At 66.2% G+C, this 26,054-nt stretch carries 28 protein-coding genes and 1 riboswitch; of the genes, 20 read left to right on the top strand and 8 right to left on the bottom strand.

Going from position 1 to position 26,054, the window contains the following annotated elements:
• The first annotated feature begins 30 nt into the window (after positions 1 to 30).
• Entirely contained in the window at positions 31 to 1,236 is a 1,206-nt protein-coding gene (gene coaBC / locus K8M09_RS19605; protein WP_160786650.1) for a bifunctional phosphopantothenoylcysteine decarboxylase/phosphopantothenate--cysteine ligase CoaBC, read from the top strand.
• On the opposite strand, the gene K8M09_RS19600 is transcribed toward coaBC, so the two are convergent.
• A complete protein-coding gene (locus tag K8M09_RS19600; RefSeq protein WP_160786651.1) occupies positions 1,229 to 2,050 on the bottom strand; it encodes a class II glutamine amidotransferase in 822 nt (273 codons plus the stop codon). The genes coaBC and K8M09_RS19600 overlap by 8 nt on opposite strands.
• 261 nt (positions 2,051 to 2,311) lie before the next feature.
• Here K8M09_RS19600 and K8M09_RS19595 point away from each other — a divergent pair, with 261 nt between their 5' ends.
• From K8M09_RS19595 to K8M09_RS19580, 4 genes are all read left to right on the top strand, one after another.
• Positions 2,312 to 3,223 carry a pirin family protein gene (locus K8M09_RS19595; RefSeq protein WP_160786652.1) on the top strand — a complete coding sequence of 304 codons (912 nt, stop codon included), beginning with the start codon at positions 2,312 to 2,314 and terminating at the stop codon, positions 3,221 to 3,223.
• Positions 3,224 to 3,278: 55 nt separating this feature from the next.
• On the top strand, positions 3,279 to 3,683 hold the full coding sequence (locus K8M09_RS19590; protein ID WP_160786653.1) for a GFA family protein: 405 nt from the start codon (positions 3,279 to 3,281) through the stop codon (positions 3,681 to 3,683).
• Positions 3,684 to 3,686: 3 nt separating this feature from the next.
• Positions 3,687 to 4,487, top strand: a complete 801-nt coding sequence (locus tag K8M09_RS19585) for an AraC family transcriptional regulator (protein ID WP_229342036.1) — start codon at positions 3,687 to 3,689, stop codon at positions 4,485 to 4,487.
• A 78-nt stretch (positions 4,488 to 4,565) separates the two neighbouring features.
• On the top strand, positions 4,566 to 5,180 hold the full coding sequence (locus tag K8M09_RS19580; RefSeq protein ID WP_160786654.1) for a LysE family translocator: 615 nt from the start codon (positions 4,566 to 4,568) through the stop codon (positions 5,178 to 5,180).
• A 3-nt stretch (positions 5,181 to 5,183) separates the two neighbouring features.
• On the opposite strand, the gene thiD is transcribed toward K8M09_RS19580, so the two are convergent.
• Entirely contained in the window at positions 5,184 to 5,993 is an 810-nt protein-coding gene (gene thiD / locus K8M09_RS19575) for a bifunctional hydroxymethylpyrimidine kinase/phosphomethylpyrimidine kinase (protein WP_160786655.1), read from the bottom strand.
• Positions 5,994 to 6,033: 40 nt separating this feature from the next.
• Positions 6,034 to 6,130: riboswitch (TPP riboswitch) on the bottom strand.
• Positions 6,131 to 6,335: 205 nt separating this feature from the next.
• Complete coding sequence (locus K8M09_RS19570; protein ID WP_160786656.1) at positions 6,336 to 7,916, bottom strand: peptide chain release factor 3; 1,581 nt, start codon at positions 7,914 to 7,916, stop codon at positions 6,336 to 6,338.
• A 93-nt stretch (positions 7,917 to 8,009) separates the two neighbouring features.
• Here K8M09_RS19570 and dut point away from each other — a divergent pair, with 93 nt between their 5' ends.
• The 4 genes from dut to K8M09_RS19550 all read left to right on the top strand — a co-directional run bounded on the left by dut (position 8,010) and on the right by K8M09_RS19550 (position 11,062).
• The gene (dut, locus tag K8M09_RS19565) at positions 8,010 to 8,483 is read left to right on the top strand and encodes a dUTP diphosphatase (RefSeq protein ID WP_160786657.1); all 474 of its coding nucleotides are present in this window, start codon (positions 8,010 to 8,012) and stop codon (positions 8,481 to 8,483) included.
• Positions 8,484 to 8,487: 4 nt separating this feature from the next.
• Positions 8,488 to 9,372, top strand: a complete 885-nt coding sequence (locus K8M09_RS19560) for a GNAT family N-acetyltransferase (protein ID WP_160786658.1) — start codon at positions 8,488 to 8,490, stop codon at positions 9,370 to 9,372.
• Between the two features lie 138 nt (positions 9,373 to 9,510).
• The gene (cysK, locus tag K8M09_RS19555) at positions 9,511 to 10,479 is read left to right on the top strand and encodes a cysteine synthase A (RefSeq protein WP_160786659.1); all 969 of its coding nucleotides are present in this window, start codon (positions 9,511 to 9,513) and stop codon (positions 10,477 to 10,479) included.
• Positions 10,480 to 10,663: 184 nt separating this feature from the next.
• Positions 10,664 to 11,062 (top strand): VOC family protein, encoded by a 399-nt coding sequence (locus K8M09_RS19550; RefSeq protein WP_160786660.1) that lies wholly within the window; start codon positions 10,664 to 10,666, stop codon positions 11,060 to 11,062.
• A 206-nt stretch (positions 11,063 to 11,268) separates the two neighbouring features.
• On the opposite strand, the gene K8M09_RS19545 is transcribed toward K8M09_RS19550, so the two are convergent.
• From K8M09_RS19545 to rsmI, 4 genes are all read right to left on the bottom strand, one after another.
• Entirely contained in the window at positions 11,269 to 12,801 is a 1,533-nt protein-coding gene (locus K8M09_RS19545) for a YifB family Mg chelatase-like AAA ATPase (RefSeq protein ID WP_160786661.1), read from the bottom strand.
• 212 nt (positions 12,802 to 13,013) lie between these two features.
• The gene (gene gshB / locus K8M09_RS19540) at positions 13,014 to 13,958 is read right to left on the bottom strand and encodes a glutathione synthase (RefSeq protein WP_160786662.1); all 945 of its coding nucleotides are present in this window, start codon (positions 13,956 to 13,958) and stop codon (positions 13,014 to 13,016) included.
• 79 nt (positions 13,959 to 14,037) lie between these two features.
• Positions 14,038 to 14,406, bottom strand: a complete 369-nt coding sequence (locus K8M09_RS19535) for a YraN family protein (RefSeq protein ID WP_160786663.1) — start codon at positions 14,404 to 14,406, stop codon at positions 14,038 to 14,040.
• Positions 14,396 to 15,322, bottom strand: a complete 927-nt coding sequence (rsmI, locus tag K8M09_RS19530) for a 16S rRNA (cytidine(1402)-2'-O)-methyltransferase (protein ID WP_160786707.1) — start codon at positions 15,320 to 15,322, stop codon at positions 14,396 to 14,398. The genes K8M09_RS19535 and rsmI overlap by 11 nt, the downstream gene beginning before the upstream one ends.
• Before the next feature lie 231 nt (positions 15,323 to 15,553).
• Here rsmI and dnaN point away from each other — a divergent pair, with 231 nt between their 5' ends.
• The 6 genes from dnaN to K8M09_RS19500 all read left to right on the top strand — a co-directional run bounded on the left by dnaN (position 15,554) and on the right by K8M09_RS19500 (position 20,082).
• Positions 15,554 to 16,672, top strand: coding sequence for a DNA polymerase III subunit beta (gene dnaN, locus K8M09_RS19525; RefSeq protein WP_160786664.1), 1,119 nt, complete (start codon positions 15,554 to 15,556; stop codon positions 16,670 to 16,672).
• 217 nt (positions 16,673 to 16,889) lie between these two features.
• Positions 16,890 to 17,492, top strand: a complete 603-nt coding sequence (gene pmtA, locus K8M09_RS19520; protein ID WP_160786665.1) for a phospholipid N-methyltransferase PmtA — start codon at positions 16,890 to 16,892, stop codon at positions 17,490 to 17,492.
• Positions 17,493 to 17,580: 88 nt separating this feature from the next.
• Positions 17,581 to 18,279 carry an orotidine-5'-phosphate decarboxylase gene (pyrF, locus tag K8M09_RS19515; RefSeq protein ID WP_160786666.1) on the top strand — a complete coding sequence of 233 codons (699 nt, stop codon included), beginning with the start codon at positions 17,581 to 17,583 and terminating at the stop codon, positions 18,277 to 18,279.
• A gap of 14 nt (positions 18,280 to 18,293) precedes the next feature.
• Positions 18,294 to 18,581 carry a DUF1330 domain-containing protein gene (locus K8M09_RS19510; protein ID WP_160786667.1) on the top strand — a complete coding sequence of 96 codons (288 nt, stop codon included), beginning with the start codon at positions 18,294 to 18,296 and terminating at the stop codon, positions 18,579 to 18,581.
• A 119-nt stretch (positions 18,582 to 18,700) separates the two neighbouring features.
• Positions 18,701 to 19,681 (top strand): complex I NDUFA9 subunit family protein, encoded by a 981-nt coding sequence (locus K8M09_RS19505; RefSeq protein WP_160786668.1) that lies wholly within the window; start codon positions 18,701 to 18,703, stop codon positions 19,679 to 19,681.
• 251 nt (positions 19,682 to 19,932) lie between these two features.
• Positions 19,933 to 20,082 carry a hypothetical protein gene (locus tag K8M09_RS19500; protein WP_229342033.1) on the top strand — a complete coding sequence of 50 codons (150 nt, stop codon included), beginning with the start codon at positions 19,933 to 19,935 and terminating at the stop codon, positions 20,080 to 20,082.
• A gap of 39 nt (positions 20,083 to 20,121) precedes the next feature.
• Here the strand turns inward: K8M09_RS19500 and K8M09_RS19495 are convergent, their stop codons facing one another.
• Entirely contained in the window at positions 20,122 to 20,928 is an 807-nt protein-coding gene (locus K8M09_RS19495; protein WP_160786669.1) for an undecaprenyl-diphosphate phosphatase, read from the bottom strand.
• A 191-nt stretch (positions 20,929 to 21,119) separates the two neighbouring features.
• Between K8M09_RS19495 and K8M09_RS19490 the strand changes: the two genes are divergently transcribed.
• The 5 genes from K8M09_RS19490 to K8M09_RS19470 all read left to right on the top strand — a co-directional run bounded on the left by K8M09_RS19490 (position 21,120) and on the right by K8M09_RS19470 (position 25,931).
• On the top strand, positions 21,120 to 21,812 hold the full coding sequence (locus K8M09_RS19490; RefSeq protein WP_160786670.1) for a glutathione S-transferase family protein: 693 nt from the start codon (positions 21,120 to 21,122) through the stop codon (positions 21,810 to 21,812).
• Between the two features lie 10 nt (positions 21,813 to 21,822).
• Entirely contained in the window at positions 21,823 to 22,965 is a 1,143-nt protein-coding gene (queG, locus tag K8M09_RS19485; RefSeq protein ID WP_160786671.1) for a tRNA epoxyqueuosine(34) reductase QueG, read from the top strand.
• Positions 22,962 to 23,840, top strand: coding sequence for an SDR family oxidoreductase (locus K8M09_RS19480; protein ID WP_160786672.1), 879 nt, complete (start codon positions 22,962 to 22,964; stop codon positions 23,838 to 23,840). Before queG ends, K8M09_RS19480 begins: the two co-directional genes overlap by 4 nt.
• A gap of 364 nt (positions 23,841 to 24,204) precedes the next feature.
• Positions 24,205 to 24,564 carry a septal ring lytic transglycosylase RlpA family protein gene (locus K8M09_RS19475; protein WP_229342420.1) on the top strand — a complete coding sequence of 120 codons (360 nt, stop codon included), beginning with the start codon at positions 24,205 to 24,207 and terminating at the stop codon, positions 24,562 to 24,564.
• A gap of 77 nt (positions 24,565 to 24,641) precedes the next feature.
• Positions 24,642 to 25,931 (top strand): RsmB/NOP family class I SAM-dependent RNA methyltransferase, encoded by a 1,290-nt coding sequence (locus K8M09_RS19470; RefSeq protein WP_160786674.1) that lies wholly within the window; start codon positions 24,642 to 24,644, stop codon positions 25,929 to 25,931.
• Positions 25,932 to 26,054: the final 123 nt, after the last annotated feature.

The raw sequence follows: 26,054 nt of genomic DNA, 5'->3' as shown, positions 1-26,054 counted from the left end.
CTTCGGCCGCCATAAGAGCCGGGACTTGCCATGTCGCTTGCAGGAAAACGCATCCTCCTCATCATCTCGGGCGGCATCGCCGCCTATAAGAGCCTCGACCTCATCCGCCGCCTGCGCGAACGTGGCGCGGAGGTGCGGCCCGTCATGACGGCGGGCGCGCAGCAATTCGTGACGCCGCTCGCCGTCGGCGCGCTCTCTTCCGGCCATGTCTATACGGACCTCTTCTCCCGCGAGGACGAGCAGGATGTCGGCCATATCCGCCTTGCGCGCGACTGCGATCTCATCGTCGTCGCCCCCGCGACCGCCGACCTGATGGCCAAGATGGCGAACGGCCTTGCCGACGACCTCGCCTCGACCGTGCTGCTCGCCACCGACCGGCCCGTGCTCGTCGCGCCCGCCATGAACCCGAAAATGTGGTCCCATGCCGCAACGCGCCGCAATGTCGAGACGCTGCGCCGCGACGGCCTTGCCTTCATCGGCCCCAATGCCGGCGAGATGGCGGAGGGCGGCGAGGCCGGCCTCGGCCGCATGGCCGAGCCGCTGGAAATCGTCGCGGCCGTGGAAGACCTGCTCGACGGCGGCGGGAAGCCGCTTGCCGGCCGCAGGGCCATCGTCACATCCGGCCCGACGCACGAACCTATCGACCCCGTGCGCTACATCGCCAACCGTTCCTCCGGCCGGCAGGGCCATGCCATCGCCGCCGCCCTTGCGAAGCTCGGCGCGGAGGTGACGCTGGTTTCCGGCCCGGTCACGCTGCCCGATCCGCGCGGCGTCAAGGTGATCCATGTCGAGCGGGCGGAGGAGATGCTGGAGGCCGTTCTCGGCGCGCTACCGGCCGATATCGCCGTCATGGTCGCCGCCGTGGCTGACTGGCGCGTGGCGACGGAGAACACGGAAAAGATCAAGAAGAAGCCGGGCGAAGGCCCGCCGCCGCTGATGCTGGCGGAAAACCCGGATATCCTGAAGACCATCGGCCACCACGCGCAGCGCCCGAAGGTCGTCGTCGGCTTTGCCGCCGAGACGCAGGATGTCGAGGACAACGGCCGGGTGAAGCTCCAGAAGAAAGGGGCGGATGTCATCGTCGCCAACGATGTCTCCCCCGAAACCGGCATCATGGGCGGCACGCGCAATAGCGTGAAGCTCATCACCGCCGCCGGCGTGGAGCAATGGCCCGATCTTTCGAAGGACGAGGTCGCCGGACGCCTTGCCGACTGGGTCGCGGCGCGCCTTATTTGACGAGAGCGATCTTCGCGTCCATGGCGCTCGCCGGCCGCCCGGCGGGCGAGAAGATGCGCATGTCGACGCCGTTCTCCCCCAGAACGACGGCGCTGCCGTCGGGGATTTCCACCCAGGCTTCCGTATCGTCGTTCAGCGGCTCGGAAACGAGGCAGTAGCCGCCGGTCTCGCCCATCGGCGCGGCATAGAGCGTCGGCGCCTTGAAGTCGGTCGCGTAGCGCACGGCGTAAAGCTGGTCGCCGTCGGAGAAGGCGGCCGTCATGCGCACCAGCACCTTGCGTTCCAGATGCGCGGCAAGCCGCTCGACGAAGGCGATGGCCTCGGCCATGGCGCCGAGCGGATCGCGCTCCAGCCCGAATTGCAGGGCCAGCAGGAACAGCAGCTCCGAATCCGTCGAGCCGGTGCGGGCATTGTAGAGGTCGTTGTCCAGCATGGTTTCGAGCGGACGGCGCAGGTGATCGAAATCGGCGATCTGACCGTTGTGCATGAAGGACCAGATGCCGTGTACGAAGGGATGGCAATTGTCGCGCCGCGTGCCGCCACCCGTCGAGGCGCGGACATGGGCGAGGAAGAGCGGCGAGCGGACCTGCCGGGCGATGCTGCGCAGGTTGCAGTCCGACCAGGCCGGCAGGATGTCGCGGTAGCGGCCCGGCTCCGGGCGGTCGCCATACCAGGCGATGCCGAAGCCGTCGCCATTGGTGGCCGTCTTGGCGCGGGTGGCGCAGTGGGATTGCTCGATCAGCGAATGGGCAGGCGAGGACACGAGTTCCTCAAGAAAAAGCGGTTCTCCGCGATAGGCTGCCCAACGGCACATGATGCTTTTCCCGCTTTGAAGAGACCGGCGCGAACCGGTGCCGAACCCGACGCATTAACCATGGCACGCACCGGATTTTCAACGAAAATGGGTAACAAGGCGTTAACGAACATAAACGGGGCGAAACCATGCGTGTCATGGTGGCGACAGCCGCGCGTGCAATCCTCTTTTGTGAACACTGCGTTTCAATCCGGCCCGATTTCGTGAACAATGGCCGAGGCGTATAAGGGCCCCAAGCAACCCAGTCGAAAGGACCCAACCATGTCCATACGCCCCGTAAAACATGAAAGCATCGCCCGCCCCGCCATGGAAGGCGCCGGCGTCAAGCTGCACCGGGTCTTCGGTTTCGGCGATCCGTCGATGACCGATCCCTTCCTGATGATGGACGATTTCCGCAACGATGAACCCGAGGACTATATCCGCGGCTTTCCGTGGCATCCCCATCGCGGCATCGAGACCATCACCTATGTGCTGGCCGGCTCCGTCGAGCATGGCGACAGCCTCGGCAATCATGGCGTGATGGGCGCCGGCGACGTCCAGTGGATGACCGCCGGCAGCGGCATCCTGCATCAGGAAATGCCGCGCGGCGATTTTGCCGGCAAGATGCACGGCTTCCAGCTCTGGGCGAACCTGCCCTCGTCGCTGAAGATGACCGCACCGCGCTACCAGGACATCAAGTCCGCCGACATTCCCGTCGTCGTCGATGACGACGGCGCGGCCGCACGCATCATCGCCGGCAGCTTCTGGGGCAAGACAGGCCCGGTCGACGGCATCGCCGCCGAGCCCGTCTATCTCGACATCTCCGTGCCGCCGGGCAAGACGAAGCGCCTGCCGGTCGATACCTACCGCTCAGCCTTCGCCTATATCTTCGCCGGCTCCGGCACGTTCCGCGACGCCTCCAAGCCCTTCGGCGTGAAGGTGGAGAAGGAATATCAGGGCGAGGAACTGAACATCCGCGACCTCTCGGGCAACCGCACGCTGGTCGTCTTCGACACCGGCGACGAGGTGACGGTGCAGGCCGGCGAGAAGGGCATCCGCTTCCTGCTCGTCTCCGGCAAGCCGATCCAGGAGCCGGTCGCCTGGCACGGCCCCATCGTGATGAACACGCAGGAAGAGTTGCAGCAGGCGATGCGCGAGCTTCGCAACGGCACCTTCATCAAGCCGGCGCATTGACGCGCGGCCACAAGCCCCTATCCTTCCGCCGTATCCTGCGGCGGAAGGACATTTCATGCGGATCGACGGACAATGCCATTGCGGTTTCGTGACCTATGAGGCGGAGATCGACCCGGACGAGGTTCTGATCTGCCATTGCACGGATTGCCAGCGGCTGACCGGCTCGCCCTACCGCGTCACCGCCATCGTGCCCGAGACCGCCGTCAGGCTGACCGGAAACCCGCCGACACTCTATGTCAGGATCGCCGAGAACGGTCGCCAGCGGCTGCAATATTTCTGCCCGGAATGCGGCTCACCGCTCTTCACGACAGGCACCGGCGAGGGTGCCGGGACCTGGGGCATCCGCTGGGGCAGCATCAACCAGCGCGCGGCCCTGAAACCGACACGGCAGTTCTGGTGCAGATCCGCCGCCGACTGGGTCGGCGAGACCGCGGCGCTTCCCGGCGTGCCGGGGGACTGAACCGTGACGGCCAGGCGCTTCCAGATTTTCAGGACGGGCATGGACGGCATCGAGGCCGTCTTCGCCGACAGCCGGCATTCCTTCGCCCGCCACACCCATGACGCCTATGGCGTCGGCGTGATCGAGCGCGGGGCGCAGAAATCGGCGAGCGGGCGCGGCATGGTCGAGGCCGGGGCCGGCCATACGATCACCGTCAATCCCGGCGAAGTGCATGACGGCGCGCCCATCGGCGACAAACCGCGCGCCTGGCGCATGCTCTACCTGCAGCCCGCCGTCGTCGCGGCGGCGGCGCGGGATATTTTCGAGGGGAAGCCGCGCGAGGAATTTTACGCGCCGGTGCTGGAGGACGGGCGGATGGCCGGGATGGTTTCGGCAACGCTCGCCGCACTCATGGATCGTGACGCGACCGCCCTCGCGCGGGAGGAACGCCTTCTCCTGCTGCTGGCCGCGCTGCTGCGGGAACAAGCGCCGCGGCGTCAAGGCGTCGCCACACCAGCCGTCGTCCGCGCCCGCGAAAAACTCGACAGCGACCCGGCTTCGGTCGCGAGCCTCGAAGACCTTTCCGCCGAATGCGGGATCGGGCGCTTCCGGCTGGTACGCGATTTCGCGCGCAGCACGGGCCTGACGCCCCATGCCTACCAGCTCCAGCGGCGCACGGAGCTTGCCCGCCGGCTGATCGCGACCGGCACGCCGCTCGCCGAAGCCGCCATGGCGGCGGGCTTTGCCGACCAGAGCCACATGACGCGCAACTTCACGCGCCGCTACGGCTATACGCCGGGCGCCTGGCTCGCCGCCCGCGCCTGACGCTTTCCGCAATTTCGTTCAAGACCGGGGCGGGTTTCCCGGTGTCTCCTGCCGCTTCCAAGCCGCACGGAGCCTCCCATGACCCTTGAATTCCTCATCACGTCGCTCGTCGTCATCCTGCTTCCGGGAACGGGCGTGATCTATACGCTGGCGCTCGGCATCAGCGGCGGTCTGCGCGCCGGCCTGCTCGCCGCCTTCGGCTGCACGCTGGGCATCGTGCCGCATATCCTCGCCAGCGTCGCCGGCCTTGCCGCCGTGCTGCATGCGAGCGCGCTTGCCTTCGAGGTCCTACGTTACATCGGCGTCGCCTATCTGCTCTTCATCGCCTGGAGCCTCCTGAAGGAGAGCAATGCACTCGATCTCGGACCCGAGCAGGCGCCCGCGGAAAAGGCGTTGCGCATCGTGCGCAAAGGCATTTTCACGAACATCTTCAATCCGAAGCTCTCGCTGTTCTTCCTCGCCTTCCTGCCGCAGTTCATTCCCGCCAACGCACCGGACGCCACCGCGCGGATGCTCCTCCTCGGCGGCGTCTTCATGGCCCTGACCTTCCTCGTCTTCGCCATCTATGCCGGGCTTGCCGCCGGCCTGCGCCGGCAGGTCCTGAGCCGGCCGAAGATCATAGTGTGGACGCAGCGCAGCTTCGCCGCCGCCCTCGGCGTGATGGGGCTGCGGCTGGCGCTGGCGGACCGCTGAGGATCAGGCCCAGAGCGCGTGGAAATGATGGAGCGGCCCATGGCCGGAGCCGACGGCAAGCGCATCCGAGCTGCGCACCGCACCGGCGATGAAGCTCTTGGCCGCCGCCACGGCCTCCGCGAGCGGCCTGCCCTTGCCGAGTTCGGCGGCGATGGCGCTCGACAGCGAGCAGCCGGTGCCATGGGTGTTGCGCGTCAGCACCCGCACGCCCTCGTGCCAGCGCACCCCATCCGGGGTGGCCAGCACGTCGGGGCTTTCACCGCCCGGCAGGTGGCCGCCCTTGAGCAGCACCGCCTTCGGCCCCAGTGCCAGCAGCCGCTTCGCCTGCCCCTCCATGGCGGCCCGGTCGGCAGCCTCGGGCTCGCCGAGCAACGCAGCGGCTTCCGGCAGGTTGGGCGTCAGGACCGTCGCGAGCGGCAGAAGGCGGCGGGTCAGAGCCTCGACAGCCTCGCGCGCAAGCAGCGATGCCCCGCCCTTGGCCACCATGACGGGATCGAGCACGACAGGCGGGCCACGATGGCGCGAAAGCGCACCCGCCACGGCCTCGGCAATGTCAGCCGAGGCGATCATGCCAATCTTGACCGCATCCACTCGGATATCGCCGAACACATCCGCAATCTGCGCCGCGACGAAGGCCGGCGGCACGAGATGCACGCCGGAGACGCCCTGCGTGTTCTGCGCCGTCAGCGCCGTCAGCACCGCCATGCCATAAGCGCCCCGCGCGGCAAAGGTCTTGAGATCGGCCTGGACGCCCGCCCCGCCCGACGGGTCGGAGCCCGCAATCGAGAGAATATTTGCGATCGTTTCAGCCATCTCGCCTCCTTCGGGCGGAGGCGGTCTTCGGGCAGCAGGGATGCAGCGCCGTTCGACTCCCTCCGCCGGCATGATCCGGTTCAGGTTCAAAGGGTGCTTCTCAGCCCGCCTTCCGGCGGACGCCCCTGTCTCGGGATGGTTGTCGCAAATGATGGCGTGCCTGTCACGCCGAAAGTGAGCCCCGGCGGTTGCCCCTCACCCTAACCCTCTCCCCGCAGGCGGGGAGAGGGGACTTGCCCCACGAACGGTTATTGATCGGGAAAACAGCGCGGCATATCCCCTTCTCCCCGCCTGCGGGGAGAAGGTGGCCGGCAGGCCGGATGAGGGGCCTGCGCTGGGCCTTCACGCCTTGGTGACGTGATACTCCTTGATGGCGACCATCTTGATCGCCGGGTAGCGCTCGGCCTCGTAGCGCAGCGAGAAGGCGTCCTGCGCGAGGAAGACCGGGTCGCCGTCGAGGTCGCGGGCGATATCGCCGCGGCGCTGGGTGACGAACTTGTCGAGTTCGGCCGCGCTGTCGGAGGAAATCCAGCGGCAGACGGAGAAGCGCGACATTTCGAAGGAAACCGGCAGGCCGTATTCGGCCGAAAGCCGCTCCTTCAGAACGTCGAGCTGCAGCGCGCCGACGACGCCGACGATGGCGGGCGAGCCGTCTTCCGGCGAGAAGAGCTGCACGACGCCCTCTTCCGCCATCTGCTGGAGCGCTTCCTTCAGCTTCTTGGCCTTCATGGCGTCTTCCAGACGCACGCGGCGCAGGATTTCCGGCGCGAAGTTCGGCACGCCCTCGAAGACCAGCGCCTCGCCTTCCGTCAGCGTATCGCCGATGCGCAGCGTGCCGTGGTTGGGGATGCCCACCACGTCGCCGGCATAGGCCGTATCGGCAAGCTGACGCTGCGAGGCGAAGAAGAACTGCGGGGCGGAAAGGCCGATGGTCTTGCCGGTGCGGGCAAGGCGCACCTTCATGCCGCGCTCCAGCATGCCGGAGCAGACGCGGGCGAAGGCGATGCGGTCGCGGTGGTTCGGATCCATATTGGCCTGGATCTTGAAGACGAAGGCCGTCATCTTGTCTTCTGCGGCATGGACCTTGCGCACATCCGCCACCTGGTCGCGCGGCGGCGGCGCGAAGGCGCCGAGCGCGTTGATGAGGTCGCGCACACCGAAATTACGCAGAGCCGAGCCGAAGAAGACCGGCGTCAGGTGCCCTTCGAGGAAAGCTTCGCGGTCGAACGGCCTGCAGGCCTCGCGGGCCAGCTCCATCTCGTCGATGAAGGCCTGGCGCTCGTTCTCCGGCAGGTGTTTTGCGACTTCGGCGGCTTCGTCCATCCGGATCGGCTGGACCTGCGTATCAGACCCGCGGAAGGTGCGGTCGGCAAGGTGATAGGAGCCGCAGAAGGTCTTCGAGCGGCCGACGGGCCAAGTGACCGGGGCGGTGTCGAGCGCCAGCTTTTCTTCCACCTCGTCGAGGATTTCGAACGGGTCGCGGCTCTCGCGGTCCATCTTGTTGACGAAGGTGATGATCGGGATGTCGCGCAGGCGGCAGACCTCGAACAGCTTCAGCGTGCGCGGCTCGATGCCCTTGGCGGCGTCGATGACCATGACGGCCGCGTCCACCGCCGTCAGCGTGCGGTAGGTGTCGTCCGCGAAGTCCTCGTGGCCGGGCGTATCGAGGATGTTGAAGACATTGCCGTCATATTCGAAGGTCATGACGGAGGTCACGACCGAGATGCCGCGCTCGCGCTCGATCTTCATCCAGTCCGAACGGGTCTGGATGCGGTCCTTCTTCGCCTTCACTTCGCCGGCGAGCTGGATGGCGCCGCCGAAGAGGAGGAGTTTTTCGGTGAGTGTGGTTTTACCGGCGTCCGGGTGCGCGATGATCGCGAAGGTGCGGCGGCGGGAGACCGCCTCGGCAAGGGTTTCGGCCATTTTCTGCAATATCCTGTGAGTTGCCGGCGTCTTTACAGGCTCCGCCGGGAAGATGCAATTGACGGGGCGGGCCGTGGACCGGCTTATGGGCGCATGAACGCACACGCCCCCTCCCAGCCCCTGCTCTCCCTCGTCCGCCTGCCGCATGGCGAAGGGATCGAGCTTCCCGCCTACGAGACCGCCGGCGCCGCCGGCATGGACCTGCGCGCCGCCGTGGCGGCCGATGCGCCGCTCACGCTGGAGCCCGGCAAGCGCGCGCTGGTGCCGACCGGCTTCGTCTTCGAAATCCCGCACGGCTTCGAGGCGCAGATCCGTCCGCGCTCCGGCCTTGCCTTCAAGAACGGCATCACCTGCCTCAATTCGCCCGGCACCGTCGACAGCGATTACCGCGGCGAAGTGAAGGTCATTCTCGCCAATCTCGGCGAGGAACCCTTCGTCATCGAGCGCGGCATGCGCATCGCCCAGATGGTGATCGCCCCCGTGACGCAGGTCGCGGTGCGCGAGGCCACGCAGGCAAGCGAAACCACGCGCGGCGCGGGCGGCTTCGGCTCCACCGGCGTGCGCTGAGGTGATGCCTCGGCGCGAAGGTCTTTCCTTTCGCTCGCATTATCTTGACGACCCGGCCGCCTGGCGGGCGCTTGCCGGACTGCTGGACGACGTCTTCAGCATCGATATCACGGCGCTGGACCGACTCGGCGGGCCGGACCCGACCGGCGTTCCCTTCGGCTGGTTCGATACGGCCGGCAGGTGCGTCGCCAACATCACCGCTTTTTCCCTGCCGCTCGTCATCGAGGGGAGCGAGGTCCGTGCGGCCGGCCTGCAATCGGGGGCGGTGCGGTCGGACCATCGCGGACAAGGCCTTTATCGCGACCTCATGAAAGCGGCGCTGGATCATTGCGATGCCGAGGGTTTTGCAGCCGTCGCGCTTTTGACCGACACGCCGGAACTTTACCGCCGCCATGGCTTCGAGGCGCTGGCGCAACACCGTTTCGCCGGGGCTGCGCCATCCGGCGGAACGGCACGGCCGATACGGAGGCTGGACATGGCCGAGGCGGCCGATATCGCCCTGCTGCACCGGCTTCTCGATGGCCGCCAGCCGGTATCCGACCGTTTCGCCCCGCGCCGGCAGAAGGAAATGTTCCTCTTCAATGCCCGCCTCATGCCGGGCCTGCGGCTCGACCTGATGGACGGGAACATCGTGATCGCGTGGCAACCGGGAGAAGATGGCCGCTTCGAGCTGCTGGATATCGTCGGCGCGCGCATCCCCAGCCTTGCCGATATTTTCGCCAGCCTCCGGCTTCCGCCGTCGCACGCCGCCGTTCACTTTGCGCCCGATCGCCTGTCCTGGGAGGGCGAGGCCCTGCCCGATGCGGGTGACATGGTGCTGATGCTGCGGGCGAAAAGCAGCCAGCGGCCTACACGGCCCTTCGCCTTGCCGCCGATGGCGGAGTTCTGACCGGCCGCATCCTGCGTGCGGCATTTCCGGACGGTGGGCGGAATATTCCACATTCGGGGCATTCCCCGCGAAATCCGGACTCGTCTAAGGCCGTTTTCCCTCCTACAGTCTGCCGCAAGGAGAACAGAGGAGCACCCGATGACCGAAACCCGCAAGCCCGGCCGCGGCCGTATCTACGCTTCCATCACGGAGACCATCGGCGATACGCCGATCGTGCGGCTCGACAAGTTCGCGAAAGAGAAGCGCGTCGGCGCCAATCTCCTCGCCAAGCTCGAGTTCTTCAATCCAATCGCCTCGGTGAAGGACCGTATCGGCGTGGCGATGATCGACGCGCTGGAGGCGGCGGGCAAGATCGTGCCCGGCCAGTCGACGCTGGTGGAGCCGACATCGGGCAATACCGGCATCGCGCTCGCCTTCGCCGCCGCCGCCAAGGGCTACCGCCTCATCCTCACCATGCCGGAGACCATGTCGGTCGAGCGGCGCAAGATGCTGGCGCTGCTCGGTGCGGAACTGGTGCTGACCGAAGGGCCGAAGGGCATGAAGGGCGCCATCGCCAAGGCAGAGGAACTGGCCGCATCCATTCCCGGCGCGGTCATCCCCCAGCAGTTCGAAAACCCGGCCAACCCGGAAATCCACCGCAAGACAACGGCGGAGGAAATCTGGAACGATACGGACGGCGCGATCGATATCCTCGTTTCCGGCATCGGCACGGGCGGCACCATCACCGGCACGGGCCAGGTGCTGAAGGCAAGGAAGCCCGGCCTCAAGGTCGTCGCGGTCGAGCCGACCGACAGCCCGGTCCTGTCCGGCGGCAATCCCGGCCCGCACAAGATCCAGGGCATCGGCGCGGGCTTTGCGCCGGCAATCCTCGATACGGCGATCTATGACGAGGTCGTCACCGTCACCAATGACGAGGCCTTCGAGAACGCCCGCCTCGTCGCCCGTCTCGAAGGCGTGCCGGTCGGCATTTCCTCCGGCGCGGCGCTGGCCGCCGCCGCGAAGGTCGGCAGCCGACCGGAAAACGCCGGCAAGACCATCGTCGTCATCATCCCCTCCTTCGCCGAGCGCTATCTGTCCACCGCGCTCTTCGAGGGCCTCGGCGGCTGAATCCGGAGCGTTTCCGCTTTTCCCTGAAGCGCGGAAACGCTCCACCCGTGGTTTCGCACGATGCCGGGTTTCTGCGCGATGCTGGCTGCAAGCTCGCTGCGCGCACCCACCGCACTCGCTCCAACCGGCCCGTCGCGCAGGCATTCGCGCGGCGGGCGGCTCCGCTCAATCCCATCGCACGACCATGCTCCACCACCTTTCCCTCGGCGTCTCGGATATCGCGCGCGCGGCCGCCTTCTACGACGCCGCGCTCGCACCGCTCGGCTATGAGCGCGTCTGGTCGGATATCCGGCCCGGCGAACCGGACCAGTCTGTCGGCTACGGCCCGCCCGGCGGCGGCGACAAGCTTGCCCTCAAGCAGCATGGCGATGCCGCAAGCGCCCCCGGCCCCGGCTTCCATATCGCCTTCGCCGCGCCGGACCGTCAGGCGGTCGACGCCTTCCACAAGTCCGCGCTTTCGGCGGGCGGCACCGACAATGGCCCGCCGGGCCTGCGCCGCCGCTACGGCCCGACCTACTACGCGGCCTTCATCGTCGATCCCGATGGGCATCGGCTGGAAGCCGTCTTCAAGGGATCGGCCTGAACAGACCGGAGCATTTGCAAGCCCGCACAGGCCTTACGTTCGGAAATGAGCGCCCAAAAAGAGAGGGTGCCCCTCCTTCCCGGAGGAACGCGGCAGCCCCCTGAGGCCGGCCCCGCTGAAAACCGTGCCGCAGCGGCACGGGCGGCGGCCCCTCCAACAATGTCCCGAACACGCGCGCCTCATGCAAACCCGCCTGCCTCCGGCTTTCAGGCCATCGCCGCCAGCCGCTCGCCGGCCATGCGGTAGGAAATCGCCTCCGCCAGATGGATGCGGCCCACAATCGGGGCCTCATCGAGATCGGCGAGCGTGCGGGCGACCTTGAGGACGCGGTGATAGCCACGGGCGGAAAACCGCATCTTCTCCGCCGCGTCCCGCAGGAGCTGGAGACCGCCGGGGTCCGGTTCCGCCATCTTCTCGACAAGGGCCGTCGAGGCGCGGGCATTGCTCGTCACCGCGCCCATGCCGAGGCGGGCGAAGCGATCGACCTGCAGGCTGCGCGCCCGGGCGACGCGGCGGGCGACGGTCTCGCTGGCTTCGCCCGCCATGGGACGGATGAGGTCCGCCGCCGTGACGGCCGGCACATCGATGCGGATATCGATACGGTCGAGCAGCGGGCCGGAGACGCGGGCCTGGTACTCGCTTGCGCAGCGCGGGCCGCGGGCGCAGGTGCGGCCCGGCTCGCCCGCCATGCCGCAGCGGCAGGGGTTCATCGCCGCGACGAGCTGCACGGCGGCGGGATAGCTGACCCGGTGGTTGGCGCGGGCAATGATGCATTCGCCGGTTTCGAGCGGCTGGCGCAGGGCATCCAGCACCTGCGGCGAGAATTCCGGCAGCTCGTCCAGGAAGAGAACGCCGTGATGGGCCAGCGACGCCTCGCCGGGTTTTGCCCGCGCCCCGCCGCCGACGAGGGCGGCCATGGTGGCGGAATGATGCGGCGTGCGGAAAGGCCGGCGATCGGAGAGGCGGCCGCCGGAAAGCTGGCCGGCGATGGAATGGATCATCGAGACTTCGAGCAACTCCACCGGCGCGAGCGGCGGCAGGATGGCGGCAAGGCGCGCGGCGAGCATGGACTTGCCCGATCCCGGCGGGCCGACCATCAACAGATTATGGTTTCCGGCGGCGGCCACTTCCAGCGCGCGCTTGGCGCTTTCCTGTCCGCGAATATCGGCAAGGTCCGGCAGATCGCCCGCCGGCGCGCGGATGGCCGGCGCGGGGCGCGAGAGGACCTGCGTGCCCTTGAAATGATTGGCGAGCGCGATGAGGCTGCGCGGTGCGAGCACATCCAGCCCGCCGCCGGCCCAGGCCGCCTCCGCCCCGTTTTCCGCCGGGCAGATCAGGCCCTTGCCCAGCGCATTGGCCCCCATGGCGGCGGGAAGCGCACCAGCGACAGGAGCGATGGTGCCGTCGAGATTGAGTTCGCCGATGACGAGATAGCCTTCCAGCGCATCGCCCGGCACCGCGCCGAGCGCCGTCATGAGGCCGAGCGCGATGGCGAGGTCGTAGTGACTGCCCTCCTTGGGAAGATCGGCCGGCGCGAGATTGACGGTGACGCGCTTGGGCGGCAGCGACAGACCGGAGGCGTGCAGGGCGGCCTGCACCCGCTCCCGGCTTTCGGCCACCGCCTTGTCCGGCAGGCCGACGATCTGCATGCCCACCTTGCCGGGCGCGACCATGACCTGCACATCGACGGGCACGCCCTCGATGCCCTGAAACGCAATCGTACCGACCCGCGCGACCATGACCGCCCCACTCGCCCTGACAGATAGCCCCGCAGCCCCTCAGCGGGTTGTATCTGGAAATCTGGCATGGAACCTGGAATGAAACAAGAACAATTATAGAACTATCGATGGAATTTTCCGCGTATCGGTTGCATCTGGTTGTATCGGCGGAACGAAAAAGGGACGTCCGCGAACGGACGTCCCTGAAGGCCTTGCCGGATTGGAAAAGCGGATCAGCGCTTCTTCTCGATGGCGTCCCAGAGCAGCGCCGCTATGTCGGCGCCGCCGAATTTCTTCACCTCGCGAATGCCGGTGGGGGACGTCACGTTGATCTCGGTCATGTAGTCGCCGATGACGTCGATGCCGACGAAGATGAAGCCGCGCTCGCGCAGGGCCGGGCCGATGCGGGCGCAGATTTCCTTCTCCCGCGCGGTCAGTTCCGTCGCCTCGGCGCGGCCGCCGACATGCATGTTGGAACGGGCGTCGTGCTCGGCGGGCACGCGGTTGATCGCGCCGACCGGCTCGCCGTCGATGAGGATGATGCGCTTGTCGCCCTTGCGCACGTCCGGCAGGTATTGCTGGGCGATGAAGGGCTCGCGGAACATCTGGCCGAACATTTCCAGCAGCGAGGAAAGGTTGCGGTCGTCCCTCGTGGAATGGAACACGCCCGCGCCGCCATTGCCGTAGAGGGGCTTCAGGATCATGTCGCCCATCTCGTCGCGGAAGCGGCGGATTTCGGCCGGGTCGCGGGTGATCAGGGTCGCCGGCATCAGGTCGGCGAATTCGGTGACGAAGATCTTCTCCGGCGAGTTGCGCACCCAGGCCGGATCGTTGACGACGAGGGTCTTCGGATGGATGCGCTCCAGAAGATGCGTGGAGGTGATGTAGGACATGTCGAAGGGCGGGTCCTGGCGCAGCAGCACCACGTCCATGGTGGAAAGGTCGACGCGCTCGGGCGCGCCGAGCGTGTAGTGATCGCCCTTCACGTCGCGCAGCTCCATCGGCTCGACGGTGGCGTAGACCGTGCCGTCGCGCAGGCTCAGGCGGTCCGGCGTGTAGTGGAAGAGCCTGTAGCCGCGGCTCTGCGCCTCGATGCTCATGGCGAAGGTGGAATCGCCCGCGATGTTGATGGTCGACACATGGTCCATCTGGACCGCGACGTTCTTGATCTTTGCCATGAAAAATCCCCTGAGAAATGCCCGACACATTTAGGATGCGCCGCGCGCCATGGCAACGACCATGGCGGGGCCGTTCCGGTCAAAACGCATCCTCGATATGCGTGGGAAGCCGCCAGGGCCGGACGGCGACGATATCGTAGCGCGCCGACAGGCGGTGGGCGTCGGGCTGGCGGGAGAGCCAGATTTCGCTTGCCGCGCGGATGCGCCGCTCGGCGGTTCCGGTGACGGCGAAGACGGCGCTGTCCACGTCGCGGCGCGCCTTCACCTCGACGAAGGCGACGAGATCGCCGCGCCGGGCGACGATGTCGATCTCGCCCAGCTTCGTGCGGTAGCGGATGGCGCGGATGCGGTAGCCCCTGGCGAGGAGATAGAGCGCGGCGAGATATTCGGAGACATATCCCCGGCGGAAGGCCCTGAGCCGGTTCGGGTCCGCCGGCCTATCCCGCATCGGCGTCCTTCAGGTCGAGGAGGCGCTGGTAGAGGTCCTTGCGCGGCAGGCCGGTCTGGCGGGCGGCCTCGGTCGCCGCCTTGCCGGTCGACATGTCCCTGGCGAGCATGGAAAGCAGCCGGTCCACATCTTCCGCCTCGGGCGCGGGCGCCTCTCCCGGCGGGCCGATGACGAAGACGATCTCGCCCTTCACCGACGCCCCGTCGCCGTAATGAGCGGCAAGTTCGCCGAGCGTGCCGCGGCGGAACTCCTCGAAGGTTTTCGTCAACTCGCGGCAGACGCAGGCCGCGCGCGCCTCGCCAAGCACATCGGCGGCAGCCGTGACCGTCGCGGCGATACGGTGCGGCGACTCGAAGAAGAGCAGCGTCGCCGGGACATTCGCCAGTTCCGCGAGGCGGTCGCGCCGGGCCTTGTCCTTGGAGGGCAGGAAGCCGGCGAAGAAGAAGGCGTCGTTCGGCAGGCCCGAGCCGACGAGCGCGGCGAGCGGGGCGGACGCGCCGGGAACCGGCACGACGCGGAGGCCGGCGGCGATGGCGAGCAGCGCGAGGCGATAGCCGGGATCGGAGACGAGCGGCGTGCCGGCATCGGAGACTAGGGCGACGGACTTGCCGGCTTCGAGCGCGGCGATGAGACGGGGACCGGCCTCGTCCGCATTGTGCTCGTGATAGGCATAGGGTCGGTTGACGATGCCGTAGCGGTCGAGCAGCACGCGGGTGACGCGCGTGTCCTCGCAGGCGAGCACATCGGCGCCGGCCAGGGTTTCCAGCGCGCGCAGCGTGATGTCGGAGAGATTGCCGATGGGCGTGGCGACGAGATAGAGCGCCGGTTCCAGCGGCCGGGCGGGGATAACGGCATTGTGGAGGCGGAAGCTTTTTGCGCCGTCCCCTGCCCCGCTTGCCACGCCTTCATCCCGCATCGTCAGTCCCTTTCCGGCCACGAATGGCCGCACTTTTCCCTCCTTATGGGCGAGCGCGGATGGCCTCGCAAGGTCCGGCGGCCGACTATCGTGCATCCCGCGCCGTTAGCACTTGCAATCCTGCTGGAACTTCTGCCATTTTGCCCGTCCACATCTTCCGGCGCCTGCCGGACCTTCAAGGCAATGCCGCGCCGGCTTCCGGCGTGCTAGCGGTCGAAAGCGGTAAGTTCCATGCGCATTACTCTCGAGCGGTCCAATCTTCTGAAGTCGCTGAACCACGTCCATCGCGTGGTCGAACGGCGCAACACGATCCCGATCCTCTCGAACGTGCTGCTGCGGGCCGATGGCGCGAGCCTCGACATGAAGGCGACCGACCTCGACCTCGAAATCACCGAGGCGACGCCCGCGCAGGTCGAGCAGGCCGGCGCGACGACCGTTCCCGCCCATCTCCTCTACGACATCGTGCGCAAGCTCTCCGACGGTTCGGAAGTGCTGCTGGCGACGAGCGCCGACGGCGCGTCGATGACGGTTGCCTCGGGCCGCTCGAAATTCTCGCTGCAATGCCTGCCGCAATCCGACTTCCCGGACCTCACCGCCGGCAGCTTCTCGCACACGTTCCGCCTCAAGGCGACGGACCTCAAGATGCTGATCGATCGCACCCAGTTCGCGATCTCGACCGAGGAGACCCGCTACTACCTCAACGGCATCTTCATCCACACGATCGAGAGCAAGGGCGCCCTGAAGCTGCGCGCCGTCGCGACCGACGGTCACCGCCTCGCCCGCGCCGACGTCGAGGCCCCGTCGGGCTCGGAAGGCATGCCGGGCATTATCATCCCGCGCAAGACGGTCGGCGAATTGCAGAAGCTGGTGGACAATCCGGATCTCGTCGTCACCGTCGAAGTGTCGGACGCCAAGATCCGCTTCACCATCGGCTCCATCGTGCTGACCTCCAAGCTGATCGACGGCACCTTCCCCGATTACCAGCGCGTGATCCCGGCGGGCAACGACAAGGAACTGAAGATCGACTGCCAGTCCTTCGCCCAGGCCGTCGACCGCGTTTCCACCATTTCCTCCGAGCGCGGCCGTGCCGTGAAGCTGGCGCTGACCGAGGGCCAGTTGACGCTCACCGTCAACAACCCGGATTCGGGCAGCGCGACGGAAGAGCTGGCGGTCGGCTACGAGAACGACCCGCTCGAAATCGGCTTCAACGCGAAATACCTGCTCGACATCACCGCGCAGCTTTCCGGCACGGAAGCCGTCTTCATGCTGGCCGATCCGGGCTCGCCGACGCTGGTGCGCGACCTTGCCGGCGACGATGCGCTCTACGTGCTCATGCCGATGCGCGTGTAAACGCGCCTCCGCGGCATCGGGAAACCCTTGAGGAACCCGCCGGCCGCCCGGCGGGTTCTTTTGCAGGAAGCGATGCCGCGCGCGAGAAACTTGCCGGCGGCGACGCAATCAGACTTGTTTTTGACGCAAACCGCGTCACATATTCGCAAGCGCCGAACAACGCGGACGGGCATGACACCCGTCGCCGGCCGAGGAAGCGACCATGAAGGGGGATGGCATGACGTTGCGTGTGAAGGTGAAGGAACGGCTGGGCAAGAAGTTCGACGACGAGATCCGCTTCTTCAAGGGCTGGATGAGCAACACGCGGGCCGTCGGCTCCATCATCCCCACCTCCTCCGTCACCGCGCGCCGCATGGCGAGCGTCGTCAACCCGGCCTCCGGCCTGCCCGTCCTCGAGCTTGGCCCGGGCACCGGCGTCATCACCAAGGCGATCCTTCAGACCGGCCTTGCGCCTGAAAAGCTGACCTCGGTGGAATTTTCGACGGATTTCTACAATCACCTCGTCGAGCGCTTCCACGGCGTCAACTTCATCAACGGCGACGCCTTCAACCTCGACAAGACGCTGGGCGACCTCAGCGGCGCCACCTTCGACAGCGTCATCTCCGCCGTGCCGCTGCTGAACTTCCCCATGCACCAGCGCGTCTCGCTGATCGAGGACTTGCTTTCCCGCATCCCCGTCGGCCGCCCGGTCGTGCAGATCTCCTATGGCCCGCTCTCCCCCGTCGTCGCCATGCCGGATCGCTACCAGATCAGCCATCTCGATTTCATCGTGCGCAACATCCCGCCGGCCCAGCTCTGGACCTACCGCCGCACGCATTGAGCGGCGGCGATCTTTTCGCTTTCCGTCTTGCGGACCGTCGCGTCTCATGCGACTGGACGGCAAGGAAATCTTGGAAAGGGATGTGACCATGTCCGCGCGCGACCGCCTGATCGTTGGCCTCGATGTACCGACCATCGCGGAGGCGGAAAAGGTGGTCCGGACGCTCGGCAGCACCGCGCTCTTCTACAAGATCGGCTACCAGCTCGTCTTTGCCGGCGGGCTGGAATTTGCCCGCGACCTTGCCAAGGACGGCAAGAAGGTCTTCCTCGACATGAAGCTGCTGGACATCGACAACACGGTGGCCAAGGGCGTCGAGAACATCGTCAAGATGGGCATGTCCATGCTGACGCTGCACGCCTATCCGAAGGCGATGGCCGCCGCCGTCTCCGCCGCCAAGGGCTCGGACCTCTGCCTTCTCGGCGTCACGGTGCTGACCTCCATGGACGCCAAGGACGTCATCGACGCCGGTTATGAATACGACCCGCATACGCTGGTGCTGCGCCGCGCCGAACAGGCCCGCATCGCCGGCATGGGCGGCGTCGTCTGCTCGGCGGAAGAGGCGAGCGCCGTGCGCAAGATTCTCGGCCCCGACATGGCCATCGTCACGCCCGGCATCCGCCCGGTCGGCTCGGATGCGGGCGACCAGAAGCGCGTGATGACGCCGGCCGATGCGCTGAAGGCTGGCTCCAGCCACCTCGTCGTTGCCCGCCCCATCGTCAAGGCCGCCGATCCGCTCGCCGCCGCCAGGGCGATCCTTTCCGAGATGGACGGCGCGCTCACAGCTTAAAGAGGGAGAAAGACATGCCCAAGGGCTACTGGATTGCACAGGTCGATGTGCGCGACCCCGAGCGCTACAAGGATTACGTCGCCGCCGCCAAGCCGGCCTTCGAGAAATACGGCGCGAATTTCATCGCCCGCGGCGGGGCCTTCGCGCAGCTCGAGGGGCGCGTGCGCGCCCGCAACGTGATCATCGAGTTCCCCTCGCTCCAGGCCGCCGTCGACTGTTACAACTCGCCGGAATACCAGATCGCCGCCGCCATTCGCCATGAGGTGGCGGACGCCGAAATGGTGGTCGTCGAAGGCCTTTGACCGCAAAGCCGCAAGCCCTTGCAAAAGCGGCATGAGAGACGCTTCGCCGCGCTTCACCTTGCCGGTTGTTTGGGCTATGTAGGCCACACCTACCTATCCTAGTCTTCAGGAGCAGCCTCATGACCTTGTCCAACCTTCCGCCGCTCGTCACCGTCTTCGGTGGTTCGGGCTTCGTCGGGCGTCATGTGGTGCGTGCCCTGGCGCGCCGCGGCTACCGCATCCGCGTCGCCGTTCGCCGCCCGGATCTCGCCGGCTTCCTGCAGCCGATCGGCGGCGTCGGCCAGATTTCCTTCGTCCAGGCGAACCTGCGCTACCGCCAGTCGGTCGATCGCGCTGTCGAAGGCTCCGACCATGTCATCAACTGCGTCGGCATCCTCTTCGAGACCGGTCGCAACACCTTCGACGCCGTACAGGATTTCGGCGCCCGCGCCGTTGCCGAAGCCGCCCGTGCCATCGGCGCACCGCTGACCCACATCTCGGCCATCGGCGCGGATGAGAATTCCGCCTCGGCCTATGCCCGCACCAAGGCGCGCGGCGAAGCCGCCGTGCTGCGCGCGGTGCCGGACGCCGTCATCCTGCGCCCGTCCATCGTCTTCGGCCCGGAAGACGGTTTCTTCAACAAGTTCGCCACCATGGCCCGCTATGCGCCGGTCCTGCCGCTGATCGGCGGCGGCCACACGAAGTTCCAGCCGGTCTATGTCAACGACGTCGCCGAAGCCGTCGCCCGTTCGGTGGACGGCGCGCTGGAGCGCGGCCGCGTCTACGAACTCGGCGGCCCGGAAGTGCTGACCTTCCGCCAGTGTCTGGAGACCATGCTGCGCGTCGTCGACCGCAAGAACCCGCTCGTCTCGCTGCCCTTCGGCATCGCCTCGCTGATGGGTTCCGTCGCCTCGCTCATCCCCTTCGTCAAGCCGCCGCTGACCTCCGACCAGGTCAAGCTGCTGCGCTCGGACAACGTTGTCTCCGAAGACGCCCGCAAGGAAGGCCGCACGCTGGAGGGTCTCGGCATCGAACCGGTCCTCGTCGAGGCGATCCTGCCGAGCTATCTCGTGCGCTACCGCCCGCAGGGCCAGTTCACCAAGATCGACCGCACGGCCTGATCTTTTTCACGGCATCGAAACCGGCCGTCGCTGGGGCAATCCCGCGGCGGCCGGTTCGTTTTTCCAAAAGCGCTTTGGCTACGCTGTTGCACTTATGCAGCGCTTAAAAAAAGCGTTGCGGCATTTACGCGCGATTCAGCATGTCACGATATTGATTGTCACCGGGTCAGAGAATAAACACCGCCCGCGCCGCGTCATGCACAAGAGACAGAAGCGGCGCATTTCAGCACTTTGAGAGGCTTTCGGCGCAAATGGGCAAGGCAATTGCAATCTTCTTCGGATTTTCGGCTCTGATCATCGTGATCGGATCCTTTGCCGCCCCCTCGACGGTCTCCGCCAGCAAGCACGGCTGCTCGCCGGCTTACGGCGTCGATCCCTGCACGACCGCATCGGTCGAGTAAGCCCCGGCCGACCCTGACGGGCCGGCCGCAGCCGGCCTTTCAACCCCAGATCAGAAGGGCGATCAGGCCCAGCGTGCCGACGACGATTCGCCAGATGGCGAAGAGCGTAAAACCACGACGCGACACGAAGTCGAGCAGCGAACGCACGACGAAGAGACCCGCGATGAAGGCGGCGATGAAGCCGACACCGATGACCAGAAGGTCGTCCGACGAAAGCGCATCGCGGTTCTTGTAGAGATCGAGCGCGAAGGCGCCGACCATGGTGGGCATCGCCAGGAAGAACGAGAATTCCGCCGCCGAACGCTTGTCCGTGCCCATCAGCAGCGCGCCGGCAATCGTCGCACCCGAGCGCGAGGTGCCGGGAATCATGGCGAGGCACTGGCAAAGGCCGATCTTGAAGGCGAGCGACGGCGGGTATTTCATCGCATCCGTATAACGCGGCTGAAGCGGCAGGCGGTCGATGACATAGAGGATGACGCCGCCGACGATCAGCACGATGCAGATCAGCATCGGCGTCTCGAAGAGCACGGTCTTGATGAAATCATGCGCCAGCGCGCCGATGACGGCCGCCGGCAGGAAGGCGATGAGAACGCTGATCACGAAGCGGCGCGCCTCCGGGCTGGAGGGCAGCGCGAAGGCGATACGCAGCAGCTTTGCGGCATAGACCGACAGGATCGCGAGGATCGCGCCGAGCTGGATCAGGACCGCGAAGGTATTGCCCGGCGATTTGAAGCCGAGGAAATGCCCGGCAAGCAGGATATGGCCGGTGGAGGATACCGGGATGAATTCGGTCAGGCCCTCGATTAGACCGAGGATGAGGGCGCTGACGATGGACTGGTCTGCCATGGAGGGTTCCTGGGGGAAAAGAGAAGGAAAGGCACATCGCGAATGCGGGCATACGGCAAAAAGCCCGATTCGCTTGTGTTTGTACCACCAAATTTCTATAGGTTCGTCAAATCAGCCTTGGCCAAATCAGTTCCGCATGAGGCGGCCGGCCCGGCAATCCCTTTCCGCCTGTCAGTCGAAAAGCAGCGTTCATGCCCACACTCTATCATCACCCGATGTCCGCCGCCTCCCGCTTCGTCCGGCTGATTCTGGCCGAATACGGGTTCCAGACGGAGCTTGCCGAAGAACAGCCCTGGGAGAACCGCCGCGACTTCCTGGCGCTCAACCCGGCCGGCACGCTGCCCGTCTATGTCGATGACAGCATGCGGGCGCTGTGCGGCGCGAGCATCATCTCCGAATATCTCGACGAGACCCATGGCGTCTTGAAGCGCGACCGGCGACTGCTGGCCGAAGACCCGTTCCAGCGCGCGGAAATCCGCCGCCTGACGGAATGGTTCCTGCAGAAGATGGAGCAGGACGTGACGCGCCCGCTGGTGCGCGAGCGCATCTTCAAGCTTCAGATGACCTCGGATCAGGGCGGCGGCCCGCCAGACAGCAAGATCCTGCGCAATTCGCGCGCCAATATCCGTCAACACATGAAGTATCTCTCCTGGCTTGCCGGCTCGCGCACCTATCTTGCCGGCGACCGGCTGAGCTATGCCGACCTTGCCGCCGCGGCCTGTCTTTCGGTCCTCGACTATATGGGCGAGATCAACTGGGCGGAGGCCCCGCAGGCCAAGGAATGGTATCAGCGGCTGAAATCGCGCCCCTCCTTCCGTCCGCTGCTGGCCGAGCGCGTGCGCGGCGTCACGCCGGTCTCGCACTACGCGGACCTCGATTTCTGAGGACGGGACCATGTCGGGCGACGACAGGCAACGCCGCCGCCTGACGGATTTCCTGAAGGCCGAGGCCGCCGACAAGGGGTTCGACCTCTGTCGCATCACGGGGCCGGATTCCATTCCGCAGGCCCCGGCAAGGCTCGCTGACTTCCTCGCCGCCGGCTATCACGGCACGATGGACTGGATGGCCGAGACCGAGGCACGGCGCGCCGATCCGCGCGTGCTGTGGAGCGAGGTACGCTCCATCGTCGTCTTCGCCATGAACTACGGCCCGGAGCACGATCCGCGCGCCGTTCTCGCCATGCCGGATCGTGCGGCGATCTCCGTCTATGCGCAGAACCGCGACTATCACGACATCATCAAGGGCAGGCTGAAGGAAGTGGCGACGCGCTTTGCCGCGCGCGGCGGGGCGGATGTGAAGGTCTTCGTCGATACCGCCCCCGTCATGGAAAAACCGCTTGCCGCCGCCGCCGGCCTCGGCTGGCAGGGCAGACACACCAATCTCGTCAGCCGCACGCATGGTTCCTGGCTCTTCCTCGGCAGCCTCTTCACCACGGCCGATCTCATCCGCGACGAGCCGGAGCGCGACCATTGCGGCTCCTGCCGCGCCTGCCTCGACGCCTGCCCGACCGACGCCTTTCCTGCGCCCTACAAGATCGATGCGCGGCGCTGCATCTCCTACCTCACCATCGAGCACAAGGGCCCGATCGATCCTAGCCTGCGCGAGAAGATCGGCAACCGCATCTATGGCTGCGACGATTGCCTTGCCGCCTGCCCCTGGAACAAGTTCGCCGCCGCGGCCTCCGAAATGAAACTCGTCGCGCGCGAGGAACTGAAAGCGCCCGCCATCGCCGACCTGCTCACGCTCGACGATCCCGGTTTCCGCGCCCACTTCTCCGGCTCGCCCGTCAAGCGCATCGGCCGGGACCGCTTCGTGCGCAATGTGCTCATCGCTGCCGGCAATTCCGGCGACCGGGGCCTCATGGAGACCTGCACCCGCCTTGCCGACGATATCGCGCCCGTGGTGCGCGGCATGGCCGCATGGGCGCTCTCCCGCCTGATGACGGCTTCCGAATTCCGCCAATTTGCGGCAGGAAGGACGGACGACGCGGACGAGGACGTGCGCGCGGAATATGAAAGAGCGAAGACAGAGCGATGAGCAAGCACCTCCTGATCCTCGGCGCCGGCTTTTCCGGCAAGGCCATCGGCGATGTCTTCCGGGAGGCCGGCTTCACGGTTTCCGGCACGACGCGGTCGGAGGAAAAGGCAGCGAGCCTGCGCGAACGCGGTATCGAACCCATCATCTATGATGGCGGCGCCATCTCCGAAGCCCTTGCCGCCGCCATGGCGCGTGCCACCCATATCGTGCAGTCCATCGCCCCCGGCAGGGACGGCGACCCGCTGTTCCGGCCCGGCATGGCCGCTCTCTCCGTCTTGATGCCGAAGCTCGAATGGGCCGGCTATCTCTCCACGGTCGGCGTCTATGGCGACCACAAGGGCGGCTGGGTGAATGAGGAGACGGTGCTGAACCCGGTTTCCACCCGCTCCGTCGAACGGGTGGAAGCGGAGGACCATTGGCTCGGCTTCGGCAAGGCGTCCGGCCTGCCCGTCGCCGTGCTGCGCCTTGCCGGCATCTACGGGCCGGGCCGCAACGCGCTGCGCAACATGGAAGAGGGCACCGCCCGCCGGCTCATCAAGAAGGATCAGGTGTTCAACCGCATCCGCGTCGAGGATATCGGCCGCTCCGCGCTCTTCCTCGCCGAAAGCGGTCTTGGCGGCGTCTGGAACATCACCGACGACGAACCCGGCCCGCCGCAGGACGTGGTGGCGGAAGCCGCCCGGCTGATGGACCTGCCGACCCCGCCCGACATTCCTTTCGAGACGGCGGAACTTTCTCCCATGGCGCGGTCTTTCTATGGAGAGAACAAGCGCGTCTCGAACGCGAAACTGAAGGCCGCGGGCTTCGCATTCCGCTTCCCGAACTATCGCCAATCGCTTGAAGAACTCCATTCCTCGGGCCGTTGGCGAGGCTGAGGGGCGGGGCCGGCCGGCCCCGTTTTTGCGATTTAACGCAACCTATAATTTATCTGCCTCATTTTTGCCGCCGAATTACTGCGTAGAAATTGCTAATATTGAAAGTTTTTTCCGAAAATTTGCAGGAACGTCGCACGACCATTCCAGCTTTGAAGTCGATCCAGTTTAGTCACTGATTCGCAAGATTCTTTTCGGACCCATTAACGAAGATTAAAAATCCATCGCTGGCGATGGACTGTATATCCGGCAGCGCTCCGACAGCAATTGCGGTCGGTTGAGGCACGTTTTCGCCATCTTTGCTTCTTCATAGGGCGACCAGCACAGCGGAAATTCACAACTTTCCCGGAAGGTCATCCGATACATGATGCTCAAGTCCTCCACTCTCGCGCTTGCCTCGCTCGTCGCCCTTTCCTCCACCTTCGTTACATTTTCCGAAGCTCAGGCCGCCGGCTGCGGCCGCGCCTCGTGGTATGCGCTGCACTCGCGCACCGCTTCGGGCGAACGCATGAATCCGAACCTCATGACGGCTGCCCATCGCAGCCTGCGCTTCGGCACCAAGGTGAAGGTCACCAACGCGAACAACGGCAAGAGCGTCGTGGTGCGCATCAACGATCGCGGCCCGTTCGTCCGCGGCCGCGTGCTCGACCTGTCCAAGGCGGCCGCCTCCAACATCGGCATGATCCGCTCCGGCCACGCCAAGATCTGCTACGAAGTCATCGGCTGAGCCTCCAGCAAATCTGACTGCGCCGGCTTGCTCTCGGCGCATTCCGCCGCTACCACGACGCAAAACGGAGAAAACGGATGCGATTGGGTGGGCGGCTCTCGGGAGCCATCGAGGTTCTGACGGATATCGAGACGCGGCGGCGCCCCGTCGCCGATGCGCTCAAGGACTGGGGCCTGTCCCATCGGTTCGCCGGCTCCGGCGACCGCGCCGCCATCGGCAACATCGTCTATGACGCGCTGCGCATGAAGCTGTCGCACGCCTTCCTGATGGATGACGACAGCCCGACCGCCCTCGGTTACGCCGTGCTGCTGCGCCAGTGGGGCCTTTCCCCGGAAGCCCTCACCGCCGAATTCGACGGCGACCGCTTCGCCCCGCAGGCGCTTTCCGCCGAAAAGCTCGCCGCCTTCCATACCCGTAATCTCGATGAGGCCGCCCCGCATGTGCAGGGCGACATTCCCGAATGGATCCAGCCCGCCTTCGAGACGAACTTTTCCGATGCATGGCTTGCAGAAGCGCAGGCGCTCGCCGACCGGCCGACGCTGGACCTGCGCGCCAACACGCTGAAAGCAAGCCGTGACAAGGTGCTGAAGGCACTGGAGCGCAACGCCGCCGTCGCCTCCGCCATCGCGCGTCAGGGCATCCGCATTCCCGCCGGTGAAGGCCCCTCGCGCCTGCCGAACGTCACCGCCGACCTCGCCTTCCAGAAAGGCTGGTTCGAGGTGCAGGACGAAGGCTCGCAGATCGTCGCCGACCTCGTCGTGCCGCAGGAGGGCGAACAGGTGCTCGATTTCTGCGCCGGCGGCGGCGGCAAGACGCTCGCCATGGCGGCGGCGATGAACAACAAAGGCCAGGTCCACGCCTATGACACGGACCGCAAGCGCCTCGCCCCGATCATCGAGCGACTGAAGCGCGCCGGCACCCGCAACGTGCAGGTCCACGAAAGCCTTTCCAGCCTTTCGCCGCTTTCGGGCCGCTTCGACCGCGTGCTGGTCGACGCCCCCTGCACCGGCACCGGCACCTGGCGCCGCCGGCCGGATACCAAGTGGCGCCTTACCGAGAAGAATCTTGAGGAACGCCTGACCCAGCAGCAGGAAGCGCTCGCCAATGCCAGCGCCTTCGTGCGGCCCGGCGGCTTCCTGCTCTATGTCACCTGTTCCATCCTGCCGCAGGAGAACGAGGAGCAGGTTCACGGCTTCTGCAAGGCCAATCCCGATTTCGAAATCCAGCCGGTCGCGGAAACCTGGAGCAGGCTCTTCGGCGCGGACAAGCCCAAGCCCCGCTCGCGCGACGGCAGGACCGTCACGCTGACGCCCGCCTCCACGGATACGGACGGTTTCTTCTTCTGCGCGATGAGCCGCAAGGGCTGATCCGGCTGCGCTTTGTCAAAAAGCGCGGCAACAGCTTGAAACCGTTCTAAACTATACACTTTGACACCAGTTTTTATTTGGTCCATGACAGCAAGGCCTGAATAATCCCGAGCCCGGCGGCCT

This window comes from Shinella zoogloeoides, assembly GCF_020883495.1.
Lineage (GTDB): Bacteria > Pseudomonadota > Alphaproteobacteria > Rhizobiales > Rhizobiaceae > Shinella > Shinella zoogloeoides.
The sequence above is the reverse complement of the archived record's forward strand: the minus strand, read 5'-3'. Positions and strand labels throughout refer to the sequence as shown.